Raw genomic sequence first — 18,931 nt, 5'->3', positions numbered from 1 at the left:
TAACAATTTTTTGGTTCGTTTTCCTTATGTTATTTTATAAAAAAACGTTATAATTTCACCCAAACTAGTTAACGCATATCTAAATTTAGTTATCTCTCAGAAAGAGAATTAAATATGCTTTTCTATGAATTTTAGACATACAAATAACGTTACAATATAAAAAAGGAATGGATTGCTCCATTCCCAATGTGTTTTACTATTATAGTTTCCTTAGAGTTATTTAATTCTCTTCATTTTCTTGTTCTTGATCAACCCATTCTAACATCAAGTCAAAGTGTCTGCCTTCAGGTTCAATGTTATCCATATGAGCTAAACTTGAAAATGCATATAAATCAATCGTGTTTTCAGTATTTTTTGTCACATAATCAATCGTTGTATCAATCTCTACTTGTGTATCATCAAAACCATGAATGATTAATGTTTTAGTATTCAATGGCAAACGTGAAATGGGTGATGCCGCATATAATATATCTTCTGAAACATCACCAAAATATTCTTCTGCTGCGTTTCGTCCTAATTCCTTCGCTTTTGTATACGGTACATCAGTGACAGGTGATAATGCGACAATTCTATCCGCTTCATCTTCATTATTCAATACGAGTTGTCCACCCACTGAATGTCCTATAAGAATCAATGATTGACCTTCACCTACAAATTCAGAATTTCTAAATGTTTGAACTGCTTTTTTAACGTCCTCTTCTGGTATAGGCCATTTATGTTCTCCACGACGATATTCAACATTTGCGACATTGTAGCCTTTATTTGTTAAAACTTCAATCATTTTATCATTTAAAGAACGATCAAATTTTTGGCGCCAATAACCACCATGAACTAACACAATCCATTTATCAGCATGTTCTCCATTTTTATCATTTGATGCATAAACATCAATTAATTGTTCTTCATGGTCTCCATAATATAATACTTCCATCGATAATCACTCCTAAGTGAATGTGATTTTCTAGCACTAACTCTTTACCCCCTTTTGTCAGCACCCACACTTTGCCGGACTGATAATACATACAAGTTGATGAAATCTGCATTCGTCACATAAAATTAGCCGACAAACCTAGAAGATTTGCCGGCCATTTAAATGATAGTTGTGTTATTATTTTAAGCTGTCTTGAATTTTTTTGATTTCATCTTGTTTTAAATCAACCACGATTTCGCCATCTTTAACTTCTTCTTTTAAAGCTTTTTGAGCTTCTTTAGAATGATAAAGTGCCGCAACTTTTTTCAATGTTTTATCGTCTTTGTCTTTAGAGTTTACTGCGATAATGTTGATGTATGGTTGTGATGCTTTTGTATCATCTTTTTCTAAGTAGATTGGATCTTTCTTCGCATCTAAACCTGCTTTAGTTGCTACGCCGTTGTTGATAACTGAAATATCTACATCATCTAATGCACGTGCTGTTTGTTGTGCATCTACTGCTTTGATATCTAAATTCTTTTTGTTTTCTTCGATATCTTTAATGCCGCCTTTTAAACCGAAGTCTTTAGAAAGTTTGATGTAACCTGCTTTTTCTAATAATTTTAATGCACGTGCTTGGTTAGAAACATCGTTTGGAATGATAACTTTCGCACCGTCTTTTAAGTCTTTAATGTCTTTAATCTTTTTAGAATAGATACCTAATGGCGCAAATACTGTCGTACGAATCGGTGTGATTTTTGTACCTTTATTCGCTTTTTCATATTGATCTAAGAATGCAAAGTGTTGGAATGCGTTCATTTCGATATCCCCATCGTTTAGCGCCTTGTTTGGTACATTGTAATCAGAGAATTGTTTAACTTTCACTGTAATACCATCTTTTTTCGCAAGTTCTGCAACTTTATCCCATACTTTTGTTTCGTTAGATGCTACACCGACTGTAACTGTTTTACTATCATCTTTCTTACCGCATGCAGCTAAAAGAACCACAAATGCGATTGCTAATACTAATAATTTCTTCATTCAATGACTTCCCCTTTACTTGTTTAATTTCTACGAATTTTCTTAGCCAAGACATTCCCTAAAGATTGAATCAGCTGAACCATAATAACTAAAATGACTACTGTAATCACAATGACGATTGTGTCGAAACGTTGATAACCATAAGCAAGTGCCAGGTCACCAATACCGCCTCCGCCGACAGCGCCGGCCATGGCAGTTGCTCCGATTAAACCGATAATTGCTGTTGTTAATGCTAAAATCAATGAACCTAATGCTTCAGGTAATAAGAAGTAACGGATGATTTGAAGCGGTGATGCACCCATCGCATTTGCTGCTTCAATCACACCTGAATTCACTTCTAATAATGAGTTTTCAACCAATCTCGCAATATAAGGTGCGACATAAACTGTTAACGGTACGATTGCAGCGGCTGTCCCAATTGATGTACCTACCACTAATTTTGTGAATGGCACAATCGCAATTAATAAAATAATGAAGGGTACCGAACGCAATACGTTGATGACAGGGTTGAGAATATGATAAATCACCACATTTTCCCATATACCATCTTTCTTAGTGACTACAAGTAGTACACCAAGCGGAATACCGATTAAAGAACCGATTACTAATGAAATAGAGACCATCAATAACGTTTGATATAACGCCTCCATTAATTGAGACGAATCTAATGTAGATCCAAGCATGTTATACGACCTCCTCAAATTCAATATGACTTTGTTTCATATAATCAAATGCACGTTGCTTACTTTCATTTGATCCTTTGATACGAAGTGTTAAATAACCGACTGAAGTATCTTGAATATCTGACATCGATGCATAAATAACATTCACATCTAAATTGAAGTCTTTAATTAATGTTTGAATCACTGACAATCCAATTTGTGAACCTTCTAGATAAACTTTGACGTCCACATAATCTGCGTCAGTTGGTAATTGATGAATCATCTTATCACTAATATCTGTACTGATAACTGTAGAAACGAAGCTTTTCGCAGTTTTCGTCTTAGGATGACTGAACACCTCTAATACACTGCCGATTTCGATGACACTGCCTTGCTCCATAACCGCAACTTTATCGCAGATTTGTTGAATCACGCCCATTTCATGGGTAATCAATAAAATGGTAACGTCAAATGTTCGATTGACCTTCTTCAACAATCGCAAGATTGAATCTGTTGTTGCTGGGTCTAAAGCACTTGTTGCTTCATCACATAACAAGATTTTAGGATCAGTAACCAAAGCTCTCGCAATCGCAACTCTTTGTTTTTGACCACCCGATAACTCATTAGGATACTGTGAACCTTTATCTCCTAGACCTACGAACTCAAGCATTTCGTCAACTTTCTCTTTTATGTATGACTTTTCCTTGCCTTCAAGGATGAGCGGCATCGCAACATTATTGAATACTGTCTTAGAATTTAATAAATTGAAATGCTGGAAAATCATGCCTATATTTTTCTTCACTTTACGCAATTCTTTTTTGCTGTATTGATTGATGTCATGACCATCCACAATAATGTTTCCTGATGTCACATTTTCAAGCTTATTGACTAATCGGATTAACGTACTTTTACCAGCACCGCTATACCCGATGACACCGAATATTTCTTGGCGTTCTACAGTAAAGCTGACATCTTTCAAAGCCTGAATTTCCGTTGAGCGTTTACGGAATGTTTTATTGACATCCTTGAACTCAATCATAGGTAAATCCCCCTTAATAATTTGAAATAAATGAATGTTAACTATTTTGAGATAACTCTATAAAAAGAAACTCCCGAGGACTAATGAAACAAGTCCTCGGGATACATATATCGGCTCGTCTCATCTTCACAGTGTTCTACTGTAGGAATTGGCACAGTAATTAATCTTCATAATTAATCCTGTTGCCGAGGCTTCGCAGGGCCTGTCCCTCCGCCTCTCTGGATAAGATAGTTTTATTCAATTCATTTATATTCCATATATTACAAAGTCTGACAGAAAAAGTCAACATTATTTTTCAGAAATTTAGATAAATTTATTCAATTCAAAAAATCTAAAATAAGAAAGCGATTACATTACTCGCAATAAAAAGAACCAGGCCGAAGCCCGGTTCTTACATACTTAGAACTTAATCTTATTCTTCTTCTTTACGACGTCTTGATCCAAGTACTGTTGTTGCACCTAAACCAGCCATAATTGCACCATAAACTAATGCTGCTGTATCGCCTGAACCTGTTTCAGGTAAAGCTTTAGCTGTTTGTTTAGGTTTTGTTGTTACTTTTGGTTGTGGTTGTTCTACATTATGATAAACCACTTTATGCGTAGTTTGTTTACCTACGAATTTATGACCATGATCATTATTTACATTAATGAATCCAGTATAACCATGAGTATCCGATGTTGGTGTACCATTGTTTCCACTTGGTGTAACTGTATCTGGTGTTGTATTTGGTACTGGTACTGTATTTGGTACTGGTACCGTATTCGGTACTGGTACTGTATTTGGTACTGGTACTGTATTTGGCACCGGTACTGTATTCGGTACTGGTACTGTATTCGGTACTGGTACCGTATTTGGTACTGGTACCGGTGTCGGTGTTGGCACTGGTGTCGGTACTGGTGGTGTCACAGTATTGTGTTGTGCTGGAACCAATGGAATCATTGGAATTGTCACTTTTGGTGTGTCTGGTTTTCTGCAAGGTACGATAATTCTTGTATTATCTGCACATTGTAATATTACATTGCCTTTCACATCATGATTATATCCAATAATCACAACCGCGTTACCGTTCGCATCACAAGGAATATCAACACGTTGACCATCGCTAAAGATAATCACATTCGTATTATCATTATCAATGTAGTTATTGATGATATATATCGGTTGTGTTGTTTGAGCATCTCTGCCATCGCGACCATCTCTGCCGTCACGTCCATCTCGACCGTCTCTACCATCATTTCCTTTTTGAATAGTGATTCTTGATCCATCACTAAATTCAATCACTGTATTACCATTTGGATCTTGGCTTGTACCTTTGACTGTAACTGAAATGCCGTCTTTGCCTTTCGGTACTGTAATTGAGTTGCCATCACTGAATGTCACTACTGTATTACCATTCGGATCGATTGTTTGGCCTGTCACCGTGATTGATTTACCGTCTTTTCCGTCACGGCCATCTTTACCGCGTTGAACAGTTACTTTAGAGCCATCACTGAATTCAATTACTGTATTACCGTTTGGATCTTGGCTTGTACCTTTGACTGTAACTGAAATGCCGTCTTTGCCTTTCGGTACTGTAATTGAATTACCATCGCTGAATGTCACTACTGTGTTGCCATTCGGATCGATTGTTTGACCCGTTACTGTGATTGATTTACCGTCTTTTCCATCACGGCCATCTTTACCGCGTTGAACAGTTACTTTAGAGCCATCACTGAATTCGATTACTGTATTACCATCTGCATCTGGATGTGAATCTTTGACTGTAACTGAAATGCCGTCTTTGCCTTTTGGTACTGTAATTGAATTACCGTCACTGAATGTCACTACTGTGTTGCCGTTCGGATCGATTGTTTGACCTGTCACTGTGATTGATTTACCGTCTTTTCCATCACGGCCATCTTTACCGCGTTGAACAGTTACTTTAGAGCCATCACTGAATTCGATTACTGTATTACCATTTGGATCTTGGCTTGTACCTTTAACTGTAACTGAAGTGCCGTCTTTGCCTTTCGGTACTGTGATTGTGTTGCCGTCACTGAATGTTACTTTTGTATTGCCATCAGGGTCGATTGTTTGACCTGTTACTGTAACTGATTTTCCGTCTGCACCGTCTTTACCAGGTAAACCTTGGTCACCTTTATCTCCTTTTGAGATTGTAACTGAAGTACCATCGCTAAATTCTACAACTGTATTTCCATTAGGATCTTTCGTTGTTGAAGTAATAGAGATTGATTTACCATCTTGGCCTTTTGGAACGACAATTTCATGTCCATCGCTGAAGACTACTTTCGTATTACCATCTGGTTGAACTGTAGAAGAAGTAATTGTGATAGATTGTCCATCTTCACCTTTAGCACCTTTAGGTATTACAACTTCGTGTCCATCGCTGAATGTCACTTTAACATCGCCATTAGGTAAGTTTTCAGTATTTGTGATAGTAATTGATTTACCGTCTACACCATCTTTACCTTTCGGCACAGTAACTTTCGAACCATCACTGAAGTCAATCACTGTGTTGCCATCAGCATCTGGTTCAGCTTTAGTAATTGTGACAGATTTACCGTCTAATCCTTTAGGAATGTTGATTTCACGACCATCTGAGAACGTTACTTTAGTTGAACCGTCAGGTTGTACTTCTGTGCCTGTAATAGTCACTGATGTACCGTCTGCACCTTTGTCGCCTTTATCTCCTTTAGGGATTGTGACGCTGCTGCCATCACTGAAGTTAACTACAGTGTTGCCATCTGGATCTTTCGTTGTTTTAACTACAGTAACTGATGCGCCTGCATCTCCTTTAGCGCCTTTAGGAATGATGATTTCATGTCCATCACTGAATGTAACTTTGATATCACCGCTTGGTAATGTTTCGTTACCAGTAATAGTAACTGACTTACCATCTACGCCATCTTTCGCTTTAGGAATTGTCACTTTAGAGCCATCTGAGAACGTTACTTCTGTATTACCATCTTTATCTGGCACAACGTTTTGAACTGTAATAGATTGACCATCTGCACCTTTATCGCCTTTAGAGATAACTGCTGTACCACCATCACTGAAGTGAATAACAGTGTTGCCGTCCGCATCTTTTTCAGTGCTTGTAACTGTTAATGGTGCTGCATCTTTACCATCTACACCGTCTTTACCTGGGTCACCTTTTTCTCCTTTAGGAATGACAATTTCTTTACCGTCAGAGAATGTAACTTTTGTATCACCATTTGGTTGCGGTTCTACTTTCGCAACTGTAACTGAATCGCCTTTAGCACCTTTATCGCCTTTTGCGATTGTGATTTCATGTCCATCAGAGAATGTGACTTTCGTATTACCTTCTGGTGTTGTTTCTGTGCTTTGAACTGTAACTGATGTACCATCTTTACCGTCTTTGGCTTTTGGAAGTACAACTTTTGAACCGTCAGAGAAAGTCACTACTGTATTACCGTCAGCGTCAGGCGTTGTACTTTGAACAGTAATTGATTTACCGTCCGCACCATTTTGTCCAGCTTCACCTTGTGCACCAGTATCACCTTTGTCGCCTTTTTCTCCTTTAGGAATCACAACTTCTTTACCATCTGAGAACGTTACTTTTGTATCGCCGTTTGGTTGCGGTTCTACTTTCGCAACTGTAACTGATTGACCTGCAGCACCTGTTTCTCCAGTATCGCCTTTATCACCTTTTGTTCCTTTTGGAATAGTGATTGTGCTGCCATCAGAGAATGTCACAACTGTATTGCCATCAGCGTCTGGTTCAGTTTTTTCAACTGTAATTGATTTACCATCTTGTGCTTTTGGAATTGTGACTTTTGTACCATCGCTGAATGTCACTTCAGTATTACCATCAGGTGTTTGTGTAGAGCCTGTGATTGTTAATGGTTTCGCATCTGTGCCATTTTGACCCGCTTCACCTTGTGCTCCAGTATCACCTTTGTCGCCTTTTTCGCCTTTAGGAATTGTAACTTCTTTACCGTCAGAGAATGTAACTTTTGTATCACCATTTGGTTGTGGTTCTACTTTCGCGACTGTGACTGAATCACCTTTATCTCCTTTATCGCCTTTTGCGATTGTGACTGTAGTGCCATCAGAGAATGTGACTTTTGTATCGCCTTCTGGTGTTTTTTCTGTGCCTTGAACTGTGATAGATTGACCATTTAAGCCGTTTTGACCCGCTTCTCCAGTGTCACCTTTATCACCTTTCGCACCTTTAGGAACAACAACTTTAGTACCATCGCTGAATGTGATAACTGTGTTACCATCCGCATCTGGAGCTGTTGATTGAACAGTTACAGATTGACCATTCGCACCTGCGTCACCTTTTTCTCCTTTAGGAATAGTAAGTTCTTTACCATCACTAAATGTGACTTTCGTATCACCATTTGGTTGTGGCTCTACTTTTGCGACTGTAACTGATTGACCGTCTGCACCATTTTGTCCAGCATCGCCTTTTTCGCCTTTAGGGATAACAACTTCGTGACCATCGCTGAATGTCACTTTTGTTGATCCGTCTGGTTGAATAGCTGTTTCAGTAATTGTGATTGATTTGCCGTCTACACCATTTTGACCTGCTTCACCTTGTGCTCCAGTATCACCTTTCGCACCTTTAGGTATTGTGACTGTTGAGCCATCACTAAATGTCACAACTGTATTACCATCCGCATCTGGTTCAGTTTTTTCAACTGTAATTGATTTACCATCTTGTGCTTTTGGAATAGTCACTTCATGTCCGTCTGAGAAGACTACTTTCGTGCTGCCATCTGGTTGGACTTCAGAAGATTGAACTGTCACGGATTGACCGTCTGCACCATTCGCACCAGTATCACCCTTGTCGCCTTTTTCTCCTTTAGGAATAGTAAGTTCTTTACCATCACTAAATGTGACTTTTGTGTCGCCATTTGGTTGTGGCTCTACTTTTGCGACTGTGACTGATTTACCGTCTGCACCATTTTGTCCAGCATCGCCTTTTTCTCCTTTAGGGATAACAACTTCGTGACCATCGCTGAATGTTACTTTTGTTGAACCATCTGGTTGAACAGCTGTTTCAGTAATAGTGATTGACTTACCGTCTGCGCCGTCTTTCGCTTTTGGAATAACAACTTTAGATCCATCATTGAATGTGATTTCTGTGTTGCCATCTTTATCAGGTTGAACACTTTGAACCGTAATTGATTTACCGTCCGCACCGTTTTGACCTGCTTCACCTTGTGCACCTGCGTCACCTTTATCGCCTTTTGCGATTGTGATTGAAGTACCATCTGAGAACGTTACTTTAATATCGCCTTCTGGTGTTTTTTCAGTGCCTTGAACCGTAATAGACTTACCGTCTGCGCCATCTTTCGCTTTTGGAATAACGACTTTAGATCCGTCACTGAATGTCACTTCAGTATTGCCATCAGGTGTTTGCGTTGAACCTGTAACTGTTAATGGTGTCGCATCTTTACCTGCTTCACCTTGTGCACCAGTATCACCTTTCGCACCTTTTGGAATTGTGACTGATGAACCATCTGAGAATGTCACAACAATATTACCTTCAGCATCAGGGACAGTTTTATCAACTGTAATTGATTTACCGTCTTGTGCTTTAGGGATTGTTACTTCATGGCCATCTGAGAAGACAACTTTCGTGCTGCCATCTGGTTGAACTTCAGAAGATTTAACTGTCACGGATGTTCCATCTGTACCATTCGCACCAGTATCACCTTTATCGCCTTTTTCACCTTTAGGAATAGTAACTTCTTTACCATCACTAAATGTAACTTTTGTATCACCATTTTCTTGTGGTTCTACTTTTGCGACTGTAATTGATTGGCCATCTTTACCATCTTGTCCTGCGGCGCCTTGTGCACCTGTGTCACCTTTTTCACCTTTTGCGATTGTGACTGTAGTACCATCTGAGAATGTTACTTTTGTATCGCCTTCTGGTGTTTTTTCAGTGCCTTGAACTGTAATTGATTGACCTGCGGCACCTGTTTCACCAGTATCGCCTTTATCACCTTTCGCACCTTTAGGAATCACAACTTTAGTGCCGTCTGAGAATGTCACTTCAGTGTTACCATCTGGAGTTTGTGTAGATCCTGTAACTGTTAATGGTGTTGCATCTTTACCTGCTTCACCTTGAGCCCCAGCATCTCCTTTTTCTCCTTTAGGAATAGTAACTTCTTTACCGTCACTAAATATTACTTTAGTTGAACCATCTGGTTGCGGTTCTACTTTAGCGACTGTGATTGATTGACCATCTGCACCATTTTGTCCAGCGTCACCTTTATCGCCTTTTTCTCCTTTAGGAATAATGACTTCATGGCCATCACTGAATGTCACTTTCGTTGATCCGTCTGGTTGAACAGCAGTTCCTGTAACTGTAACTGATTTACCATCCGTACCATTTACGCCATCTTTCGCTTTCGGAATGACAACTTTAGATCCGTCTGAGAAGGTCACTTCTGTATTGCCATCTTTATCAGGTTGAACACTTTGTACAGTAATAGATTGACCGTCTTTACCATTTTGTCCATCAACACCAGCTGCACCTGTGTCACCTTTTTCACCTTTTGCGATTGTGACTGTAGTACCATCTGAGAATGTGACTTTCGTATCGCCCTCTGGTGTTTTTTCAGTGCTTTGGACTGTAATAGATTTTCCGTCTTTACCATCCACGCCGTCTTTAGCTTTCGGAATCACGACTTTAGATCCGTCTGAGAAGTTAACCACTGTATTACCATCTGCATCAGGAGCAGAGTTTTCTACAGTAATAGATTTACCATCTTGACCTGCATCACCTTTGTCGCCTTTTTCTCCTTTAGGAATCACAATTTCACGTCCATCACTGAATGTGACTTTTGTAGAACCGTCAGGTTGAACTTCGCTACCAGTGACTGTAATTGATTGACCATCTTTACCATCCACGCCGTCTTTTGCTTTCGGGATGACAACTTTAGAACCGTCGCTGAATGTCACTTCAGTATTGCCTTCTGGTGTTTGTGTTGAACCTGTGATTGTTAATGGAGCCGCGTCTTTACCAGCTGCACCTGTATCACCTTTATCTCCTTTTGGAATTGTGACTGTTTTACCATCTGAGAATGTCACAACTGTGTTGCCATCTGCATCAGGTTTTGAACTATCTACCGTTACAGATTGACCATCAGCACCTTTAGGAATTGTGATGACTTTACCGTCAGAGAATGTAACTTTTGTAGCGCCTTCTGGTGTTGTTTCAGTACTTGTAATTGTGATTGAAGTACCTGGGTCACCTTTATCTCCTTTTTCACCTTTAGGAATGATGACATCATGACCATCACTGAATGTAAGTTTTGTTGAACCATCTGGTTGAACAGCTGTTTCAGTGATTGTGATTGATTGACCATCTTTACCATTCACACCATCTTTGGCTTTTGGAATTGTCGCATGTGAACCATCGCTGAAGTCTAAGATTGTATTACCGTCAGGATCTTGAGATGTACCAGTGACTGTAAGTGGGGCTGCGTCTTTACCAGCTTCACCTTTGTCGCCTTTTTCACCTTTCGCAATCGTGATAGATGTACCATCAGAGAATGTCACTTTCGAATTACCTTCTGGTGTTGTTTCAGTAGCGGTAATTGTGATTGCTTTACCGTCTTTACCATCTACGCCGTCTTTAGCTTTCGGAATGACAACTTTAGATCCGTCTGAGAATGTGACTTCTGTATTGCCATCTTTATCTGGAGCAACGTTTTGAACTGTAATAGATTGACCATCTTTACCGTTTGCGCCGGTTGCGCCAGTATCACCTTTATCCCCTTTAGAAATGACAGCTTGTGAACCATCACTGAAGTGAACGACTGTATTACCAACATCATCTTTTGTTGTTTCAGTGACTGTTAATGGTGCTGCATCTTTACCAGCTGCACCTGTATCACCTTTGGCACCTTTAGGAATTGTTACTTCTTTGCCATCAGAGAAGACAACTTTTGTATCGCCGTTTTCTTGTGGTGTCACACTTGTGATTGTGATAGATGTACCATCTTTTCCGTCAGCACCCGCTGCGCCTGTGTCACCTTTGTCGCCTTTAGAAACAGTGGCAGTGCTACCGTCGCTGAAGCGAATCACGGTATTGCCATCCGCATCTTTTTCAGAACCTGTAACTGTAAGAGGTTTAGCATCTTGTCCGGCATCACCTTTGTCGCCTTTAGGGATTGTTACTTTTTTACCATCGCTGAAGACAACTTCAGAATCACCATTTGGTAATTTATTGATTTGATCAACAGTTACTGAAGTACCGTCTGCACCTTTTTCACCAGCGTCACCTTTATCTCCTTTAGAGATTGTCGCAGTTCCGCCATCGCTGAAGTGGATGACTGTGTTGCCATCTTTATCTTTTTCAGTACTTTGAACAGTTAACGGTGCAGCATCTGCGCCTTTTTCACCTTGTGCACCAGTTTCACCTTTGTCCCCTTTAGCACCTTTTGGAATAGTCACTTTTGTGCCATCTGAGAATGTTACTTCGATATCGCCATTTTCTAAAGGTTTTGTGCCTTGAACTGTGATTGAGTCACCTGCATCACCTTTCGCGCCTTTAGGGATTGTAATCTTAGTTCCATCTGAGAATGTTACTTCATTATCACCATTATCAAGCACTTTACTTGAAGTAATTGTGATTGATTTACCATCTTTACCATCTACACCGGCTGCGCCAGTTTCACCTTTGTCGCCTTTGTTGATTGTAATAGAGTGACCATCTGAGAAGTTAACTTTCGTATTACCTTCAGGTGTAGTTTCTGTACCTGTGATAGTGATTGAAGCACCATCTTTACCAGCTTCACCTTGAGCACCTGTGTCGCCTTTCTCGCCTTTAGGAACCACAACTTGTGAACCATCACTGAATGTTACAACTGTATCACCATCCGCATTTGGTTCAGATGATTTTACTGTAATAGATGCGCCATCTTTACCGTTAGGAACTGTAATTGATTTACCATCACTAAATGTAACTTTTGTGCCATCTGGTGTTTGTTCAGAGCTTTGAACAGTCACTGAAGTACCGTCTGCGCCTTTTTCACCTGAAGCACCTGTATCACCTTTATCCCCTTTAGGAATTTCAAGTGTTTTACCGTCTGAGAATGTCACTTGTTTATTACCATTTGGTAATGTTTCAGTTTTTGTGATTGTCACTGATGTACCATCTTTACCTTTTGGCACTGTGATAGATTGACCATCAGAGAAAGTCACTTTTGTATCTCCGTTTGCTTGTGGTTCGATACTTGCGATTGTGATAGACGTACCATCTTTACCAGCTGCACCTGTATCACCTTTCGCACCAGTATCACCTTTATCTCCTTTAGGAATTTCAAGTGTTTTACCGTCTGAGAATGTCACTTGTTTATTACCATTTGGTAATGTTTCAGTTTTTGTGATTGTCACTGATGTACCATCTTTACCTTTTGGCACTGTGATAGATTGACCATCAGAGAAAGTCACTTTTGTATCTCCGTTTGCTTGTGGTTCGATACTTGCGATTGTGATAGACGTACCATCTTTACCAGCTGCACCTGTATCACCTTTCGCACCAGTATCACCTTTATCTCCTTTAGAGACTGTTGCTGTTTGACCATCACTGAAGTGAATAACTGTGTTACCCGCTTCATCTTTAGTAGTTTCTGTAACTGTGAGTGGTTTAGCGTCTGCGCCAGCTGCGCCTGTATCGCCTTTTTCACCTTTAGGAATTGTTAATTCTTTGCCATCTGAGAAGACTACTTTTGTATCGCCATTGGCTTGTGGTTCGATACTCTTAATTGAAACAGATTCACCTTTTTCACCTGTCGCACCTGTATCGCCTTTATCTCCTTTAGAGATAGTCGCTGTTGAGTTATCACTAAAGTGAACGACTGTATTGCCAGCCGCATCTTTAGTTTCGCCAGTTACTGTTAATGGTGCTGCGTCTTTACCATTCGCTCCAGCTGCGCCTGTTTCACCTTTATCCCCTTTAGAGACAGTTGCTGTTTGGCCGTCGCTGAAGTGGATAACTGTGTTGCCTTCAGGATCTTTAGTTGTGCTAGTTACTGTAAGTGGTTCAGCGTCTTTACCAGCTGCACCTGTGTCACCTTTCGCACCTTTAGGAATTGTTAATTCTTTATCATCTGAGAAGATGACTTTTGTATCACCGTTCGCTTGTGGTTCGATACTCTTAATTGAAACAGATTCGCCTTTTTCACCAGTAGCACCAGTTGCGCCTGTCGCACCTGTATCGCCTTTATCTCCTTTAGAGATGACTGCTTGTGAACCGTCACTGAAGTGAACGACTGTATTGCCAGCTGCATCTTTATCAGTTTTTGTGACTGTTAATGGCGCTGCATCTTTACCAGCTGCACCTGCATCACCTTTATCTCCTTTAGGGATAGTAACGTTGCTGCCATCACTAAAGTGTACAACTGTGTTGCCGTCTTTATCCGGAGCAGAACTTTCTACAGTTACAGATTGACCATCTTTACCTTTTGGAATTGTGATAACATGTCCATCACTGAATGTAACTTTTGTATCTCCAGTTGGTGTTGTTTCAGTGTTTGTGATAGTAACTGAAGTACCATCTGCACCTTTTTCACCAGTGGCACCAGTTTCACCTTTGTCCCCTTTAGAAACAGTCGCTGTTTGACCATCACTGAAGTGGATGACTGTATTACCATCAGCATCTTTAGTTGTGCTAGTTACTGTAAGTGGTTTAGCGTCTGCGCCGGCTGCACCTGTGTCACCTTTCGCACCTTTTGGAATTGTTAATTCTTTACCATCTGAGAAGACTACTTTTGTATCACCATTGGCTTGTGGTGTGATACTTGTGATTGAAATTGAATCACCTTTTTCACCTTTCTTACCAGTAGCCCCAGTAGCACCTGTTTCACCAGTCGCACCTTGTGCACCCGTATCACCTTTGTCTCCTTTAGAAATAACGGCTTGTGAACCATCACTAAAGTGTACAACAGTATTTCCAGCTGCATCTTTATCAGTTTTTGTGACTGTTAATGGTGCGGCGTCTTTACCAGCTGCACCTACGTCACCTTTATCTCCTTTAGAAACAGTTGCTGTTTGACCATCGCTGAAATGGATCACTGTATTACCTTCAGGGTCTTTTGTTGTTTCTGTGACTGTAAGAGGTTTAGCATCCGCACCTGCTGCGCCTGTATCACCCTTGTCACCTTTCGCACCCTTAGGAATTGTTAATTCTTTACCGTCTGAGAAGACTACTTTTGTATCACCATTGGCTTGTGGTGTGATACTTGTGATTGAAATTGAATCACCTTTTTCGCCTTTAGCACCTGTTTCACCAGTTGCACCTTGTGCCCCAGTATCACCTTTGTCCCCTTTAGAGATTGTTGCGTGAGAACCATCACTGAAGTTCACAATTGTATTGCCTTGCGCATCTTTAATTTCACCAGTCACTGTTAACGGTGCGGCATCTTTACCTGCGGCACCTGTTGCGCCTGTGTCCCCTTTATCGCCTTTAGGAATTTCAAGTTTCTTACCATCTGAGAATGTTACTTCTTTATTTCCATTAGGAAGTGTTTTAGTTTCAGTAATTGTAACTGAAGTACCGTCTTGACCTTTAGGAAGTTCGAATGATTTTCCATCAGTAAAGGTTACTTTTGTTGTACCGTCAGCTAATGTTTCGATTTTATCAATTCCAATAGATGTACCGTCTTTACCCGGATCTCCTTTAGCACCTTGAGCTCCTGTTTCTCCACGGTCACCTTTATCTACAGTAATTGTAGAGCCATCACTAAAGTGAACTAATGTATTACCTTGACCATCTTTTTCAGATGAAGTTACTGTCAATGGTGCAGCATCTTTACCTGCGGCTCCTGTTGCGCCTGTTTCACCTTTGTCACCCTTAGCTCCTTGGGCTCCAGTATCACCTTTGTCCCCTTTAGAAATCGTTACATGTGATCCATCACTGAAGTTAACAACAGTATTGCCTTGGCCATCTTTAGCTTCGCCAGTCACTGTTAATGGTGCGGCGTCTTTACCTGCGGCTCCTGTTGCGCCTGTTTCACCTTTATCTCCTTTAGAGATTGTTGCTGTTTTACCGTCGCTGAAGTGGACCACTGTGTTACCAGCAGCGTCTTTTGTTTCATTGACAACAGTTAACGGCGCTGCATCTTCTCCTTTATCTCCCTTAGCACCTTTTGGTACTACGATGGATTTACCGTCACTGAAGTTGACTTTGATATCACCATTCGCTTGTGGTTCTGTTGATGTGATTGTGATAGATTTGCCATCTTCACCTTTCGCACCTTGTGCGCCAGTTGCACCTGTTGCTCCTGTATCACCTTTGTCACCCTTAGCTCCTTGGGCTCCAGTATCACCTTTGTCCCCTTTAGAAATCGTTACATGTGATCCATCACTAAAGTTAACGACAGTATTACCTTGACCATCTTTAGTTTCACCAGTCACTGTCAATGGTGCGGCGTCTTTACCTGCGGCTCCTGTTGCGCCTGTTTCACCTTTCGCGCCTTGTGCACCCGTATCACCTTTATCTCCCTTAGAGATTGTGGCTGTTTTACCGTCGCTGAAGTGGACCACTGTGTTACCAGCAGCGTCTTTTGTTTCATTGACAACTGTTAACGGTGCAGCATCTTTACCTTTATCTCCCTTAGCACCTTTTGGTACTACGATGGATTTACCGTCACTGAAGTTGACTTTGATATCACCATTCGCTTGTGGTTCTGTTGATGTGATTGTGATTGATTTACCATCTTCACCTTTCGCACCCTGTGCTCCGGTTGCACCTGTGGCACCCGTATCACCTTTGTCACCTTTAGAAATTGTGGCTTGTGAACCGTCACTGAAGTGTACTACTGTGTTGCCAGCTACATCTTTTGTTTCACCAGTCACTGTTAATGGTGCGGCGTCTTTACCTGCAGCACCAGTTGCACCTGTATCACCTTTAGAAATTGTAGCGGTTTTACCATCGCTGAAATGTACGACTGTGTTACCAGCAGCATCTTTTGTTTCATTGACAACAGTTAACGGCGCAGCATCTTCACCTTTATCTCCCTTAGCACCTTTTGGTACTACGATGGATTTTCCATCGCTAAAGTTGACTTTGATATCACCATTCGCTTGTGGTTCTGTTGATGTGATTGTGATTGATTTACCATCTTCACCTTTCGCACCCTGTGCTCCGGTTGCACCTGTTGCTCCTGTATCACCTTTGTCTCCCTTAGCTCCTTGGGCTCCAGTGTCACCTTTATCTCCTTTAGAAATGGTTACATGTGATCCATCACTGAAGCTAACAACAGTATTGCCTTGGCCATCTTTAGCTTCGCCAGTCACTGTTAATGGTGCGGCGTCTTTACCTGCAGCACCTGTTGCGCCAGTATCGCCTTTAGAGATTGTAGCGGTTTTGCCATCACTGAAATGCACCACTGTGTTACCGTTTGCGTCTTTTGTTTCGTTAACAACTGTTAACGGTGCAGCATCTTCTCCTTTATCGCCTTTTGCACCTTTTGGTACTACGATGGATTTACCGTCACTGAAGTTGACTTTGATATCACCGTTCGCTTGCGGTTCTGTTGATGTGATTGTGATAGATTTGCCATCTTCACCTTTCGCACCTGTTGCTCCAGTTGCACCTGTGGCACCCGTATCACCTTTTGGCCCAGATGGAATTAGTGCTTCAAATCCATCACTAAACTTAACAATGGTTCCTTCAGGAGTTATTGTATAACTATTTACTCTTAATGAATCACCTTTATCGCCTTTATCTCCCTTATCACCTTTTGGAAGAATAATAGATTTTCCATCGCTGAAAATGACTTCTTTAGTACCATCTGGTAATGTATTAATTTTGTCTATAGTTATACTAGTGCCTGGATCACCTTTTTCACCTTTATCACCTTTTGGAATAGTTACTACTCTTCCATCACTAAAAGTAATAACTGTATCCCCGTTTGGATTTTGCACTGCTGTCCTAATAAATACAGATTTTCCATCTTGACCATTTCTACCATCTAAACCATCTCTACCGTCTAATCCATCTAATCCTGGTAGACCTTGAAGACCTTTATCACCTTTGGCTCCTTTGTCCCCCTTGTCACCTTTGTCGCCTTTTTCACCTTTCGCACCATCTGGAACAAAGAATTCACCAAGTTTTTCACCAGTTGCTTTATTAGTAATTGTTACTAAAGTACCTGGTTGACCATTTTGTTCTGTTTTCAAGCTAGAATAAGCAAGTTCAGGTGTACGTCCATCTCTAGGAACGATGGTTTTACCTGGTAAACTTGTTTTACCGTTTAATGTGGCAGTCGCTGAAATAACTTCTCCCTCTTTTAACGGTACATTTAATGTTTGTGTAAACTTACCGTTGCCATCAGCAGTTGTTTGATATTGAGTCAAACCAACTGTAATAGTTACATTAGCATTTGGTGTAGTTTCACCTGTTACTTGATTTGTACCTGACAATTTAGGATCTAAAATTGGTGGTAAAACCGTTGCATTTTGATTTGCATTCGGATCGAAAACCCCTAATCCGACTATTTCATCAACAGGCGGAGTTGCAACTCGAGTACCTGTGATATTAGTACCTAATTCAATATTTTTATACATCCAAGTTGTTTGAGTCTTTTCTTCTACCCCTTTGATCCCTCTTTTGAGTGTAACTTGCTCTCCAAGCGGTACATCTTTAGTTAATACATATGTCGTACCATAAGGTATAGAAGTCTCAATTGTTTGAACTTTTTGTTTGATGTTAAAGTCGATATTACCATCTAAAACAACTTCCATATTTTTATTAAAATAGTTTTGTGTTGAATATGGGTTTGGTGTTGAGTTGTAACTGCCCCCACTTGGATACATCATAAGATAACCGTTAATACTTAAGTCGCCGTTCCAGTTTTTTACTGGCAAACTAAATTTAATTTGGCCATATCCATTTTTTGCAAATACGTCACTATTAATCGATGGTCTGCCTTCTAAAGCGTAACCCGCTGGATAACCAGGTTTAATTGTCCCAAATTTTATTTCAGCTTTGTTATTTAATGGTACCGTAGTGCCTACTACTGCCCACGTACCTATGATAGGTGCTTGATTTGCTGGTAATTGGAAACCTTCTCCAAAAGTAAAACCACCTAAATCAAATGTATGATATGGTCCAGTACCGACTGGATCTGTGAAGTATTTAACCTCAAAGTTCATTAAATTGTGTGCTCTATCTGGTTTAGCAATAAATTCATAGTGTGCATCTTTTTGACCAATATAAGTTTTACCGTAACCTGTAATGATGATTCCTCTATCTGGATCAATTGAAGCACTAGCTTTCAGCGCACCAA

General features: G+C 40.4%; 5 protein-coding genes and 1 riboswitch. All 5 genes read right to left on the bottom strand.

From position 1 onward, the window contains the following. Nucleotides 1-220: 220 nt before the first annotated feature. Nucleotides 221-931, bottom strand: coding sequence for an alpha/beta hydrolase family protein (locus MUA87_RS01295; RefSeq protein ID WP_023015621.1), 711 nt, complete (start codon nucleotides 929-931; stop codon nucleotides 221-223). 177 nt (nucleotides 932-1,108) lie between these two features. Continuing rightward, entirely contained in the window at nucleotides 1,109-1,951 is an 843-nt protein-coding gene (gmpC, locus tag MUA87_RS01290; RefSeq protein ID WP_002480032.1) for a dipeptide ABC transporter glycylmethionine-binding lipoprotein, read from the bottom strand. Nucleotides 1,952-1,974: 23 nt separating this feature from the next. Continuing rightward, on the bottom strand, nucleotides 1,975-2,634 hold the full coding sequence (locus MUA87_RS01285) for a methionine ABC transporter permease (protein WP_002480033.1): 660 nt from the start codon (nucleotides 2,632-2,634) through the stop codon (nucleotides 1,975-1,977). 1 nt (nucleotide 2,635) lies between these two features. Continuing rightward, complete coding sequence (locus MUA87_RS01280) at nucleotides 2,636-3,652, bottom strand: methionine ABC transporter ATP-binding protein (protein WP_002480034.1); 1,017 nt, start codon at nucleotides 3,650-3,652, stop codon at nucleotides 2,636-2,638. A gap of 117 nt (nucleotides 3,653-3,769) precedes the next feature. Then, nucleotides 3,770-3,881, bottom strand: a riboswitch (SAM riboswitch). 183 nt (nucleotides 3,882-4,064) lie between these two features. After that, nucleotides 4,065-18,209 (bottom strand): hypothetical protein, encoded by a 14,145-nt coding sequence (locus tag MUA87_RS01275; protein WP_449452785.1) that lies wholly within the window; start codon nucleotides 18,207-18,209, stop codon nucleotides 4,065-4,067. Between the last annotated feature and the right edge of the window lie 722 nt (nucleotides 18,210-18,931).

The sequence above is a fragment of the Staphylococcus simulans genome (genome assembly GCF_025561465.1).
Lineage (GTDB): Bacteria > Bacillota > Bacilli > Staphylococcales > Staphylococcaceae > Staphylococcus > Staphylococcus simulans.
This window is presented reverse-complemented; position numbering and strand designations above follow the sequence as displayed.

Coding starts and splice junctions, on each gene's coding strand:
- MUA87_RS01285 (WP_002480033.1), bottom strand. CDS start 2,634: ATGCTTGGATCTACATTAGATTCGTCTCAATTAATGGAGGCGTTATAT.
- gmpC (WP_002480032.1), bottom strand. CDS start 1,951: ATGAAGAAATTATTAGTATTAGCAATCGCATTTGTGGTTCTTTTAGCT.
- MUA87_RS01280 (WP_002480034.1), bottom strand. CDS start 3,652: ATGATTGAGTTCAAGGATGTCAATAAAACATTCCGTAAACGCTCAACG.
- MUA87_RS01275 (WP_449452785.1), bottom strand. CDS start 18,209: ATGTATAAAAATATTGAATTAGGTACTAATATCACAGGTACTCGAGTT.
- MUA87_RS01295 (WP_023015621.1), bottom strand. CDS start 931: ATGGAAGTATTATATTATGGAGACCATGAAGAACAATTAATTGATGTT.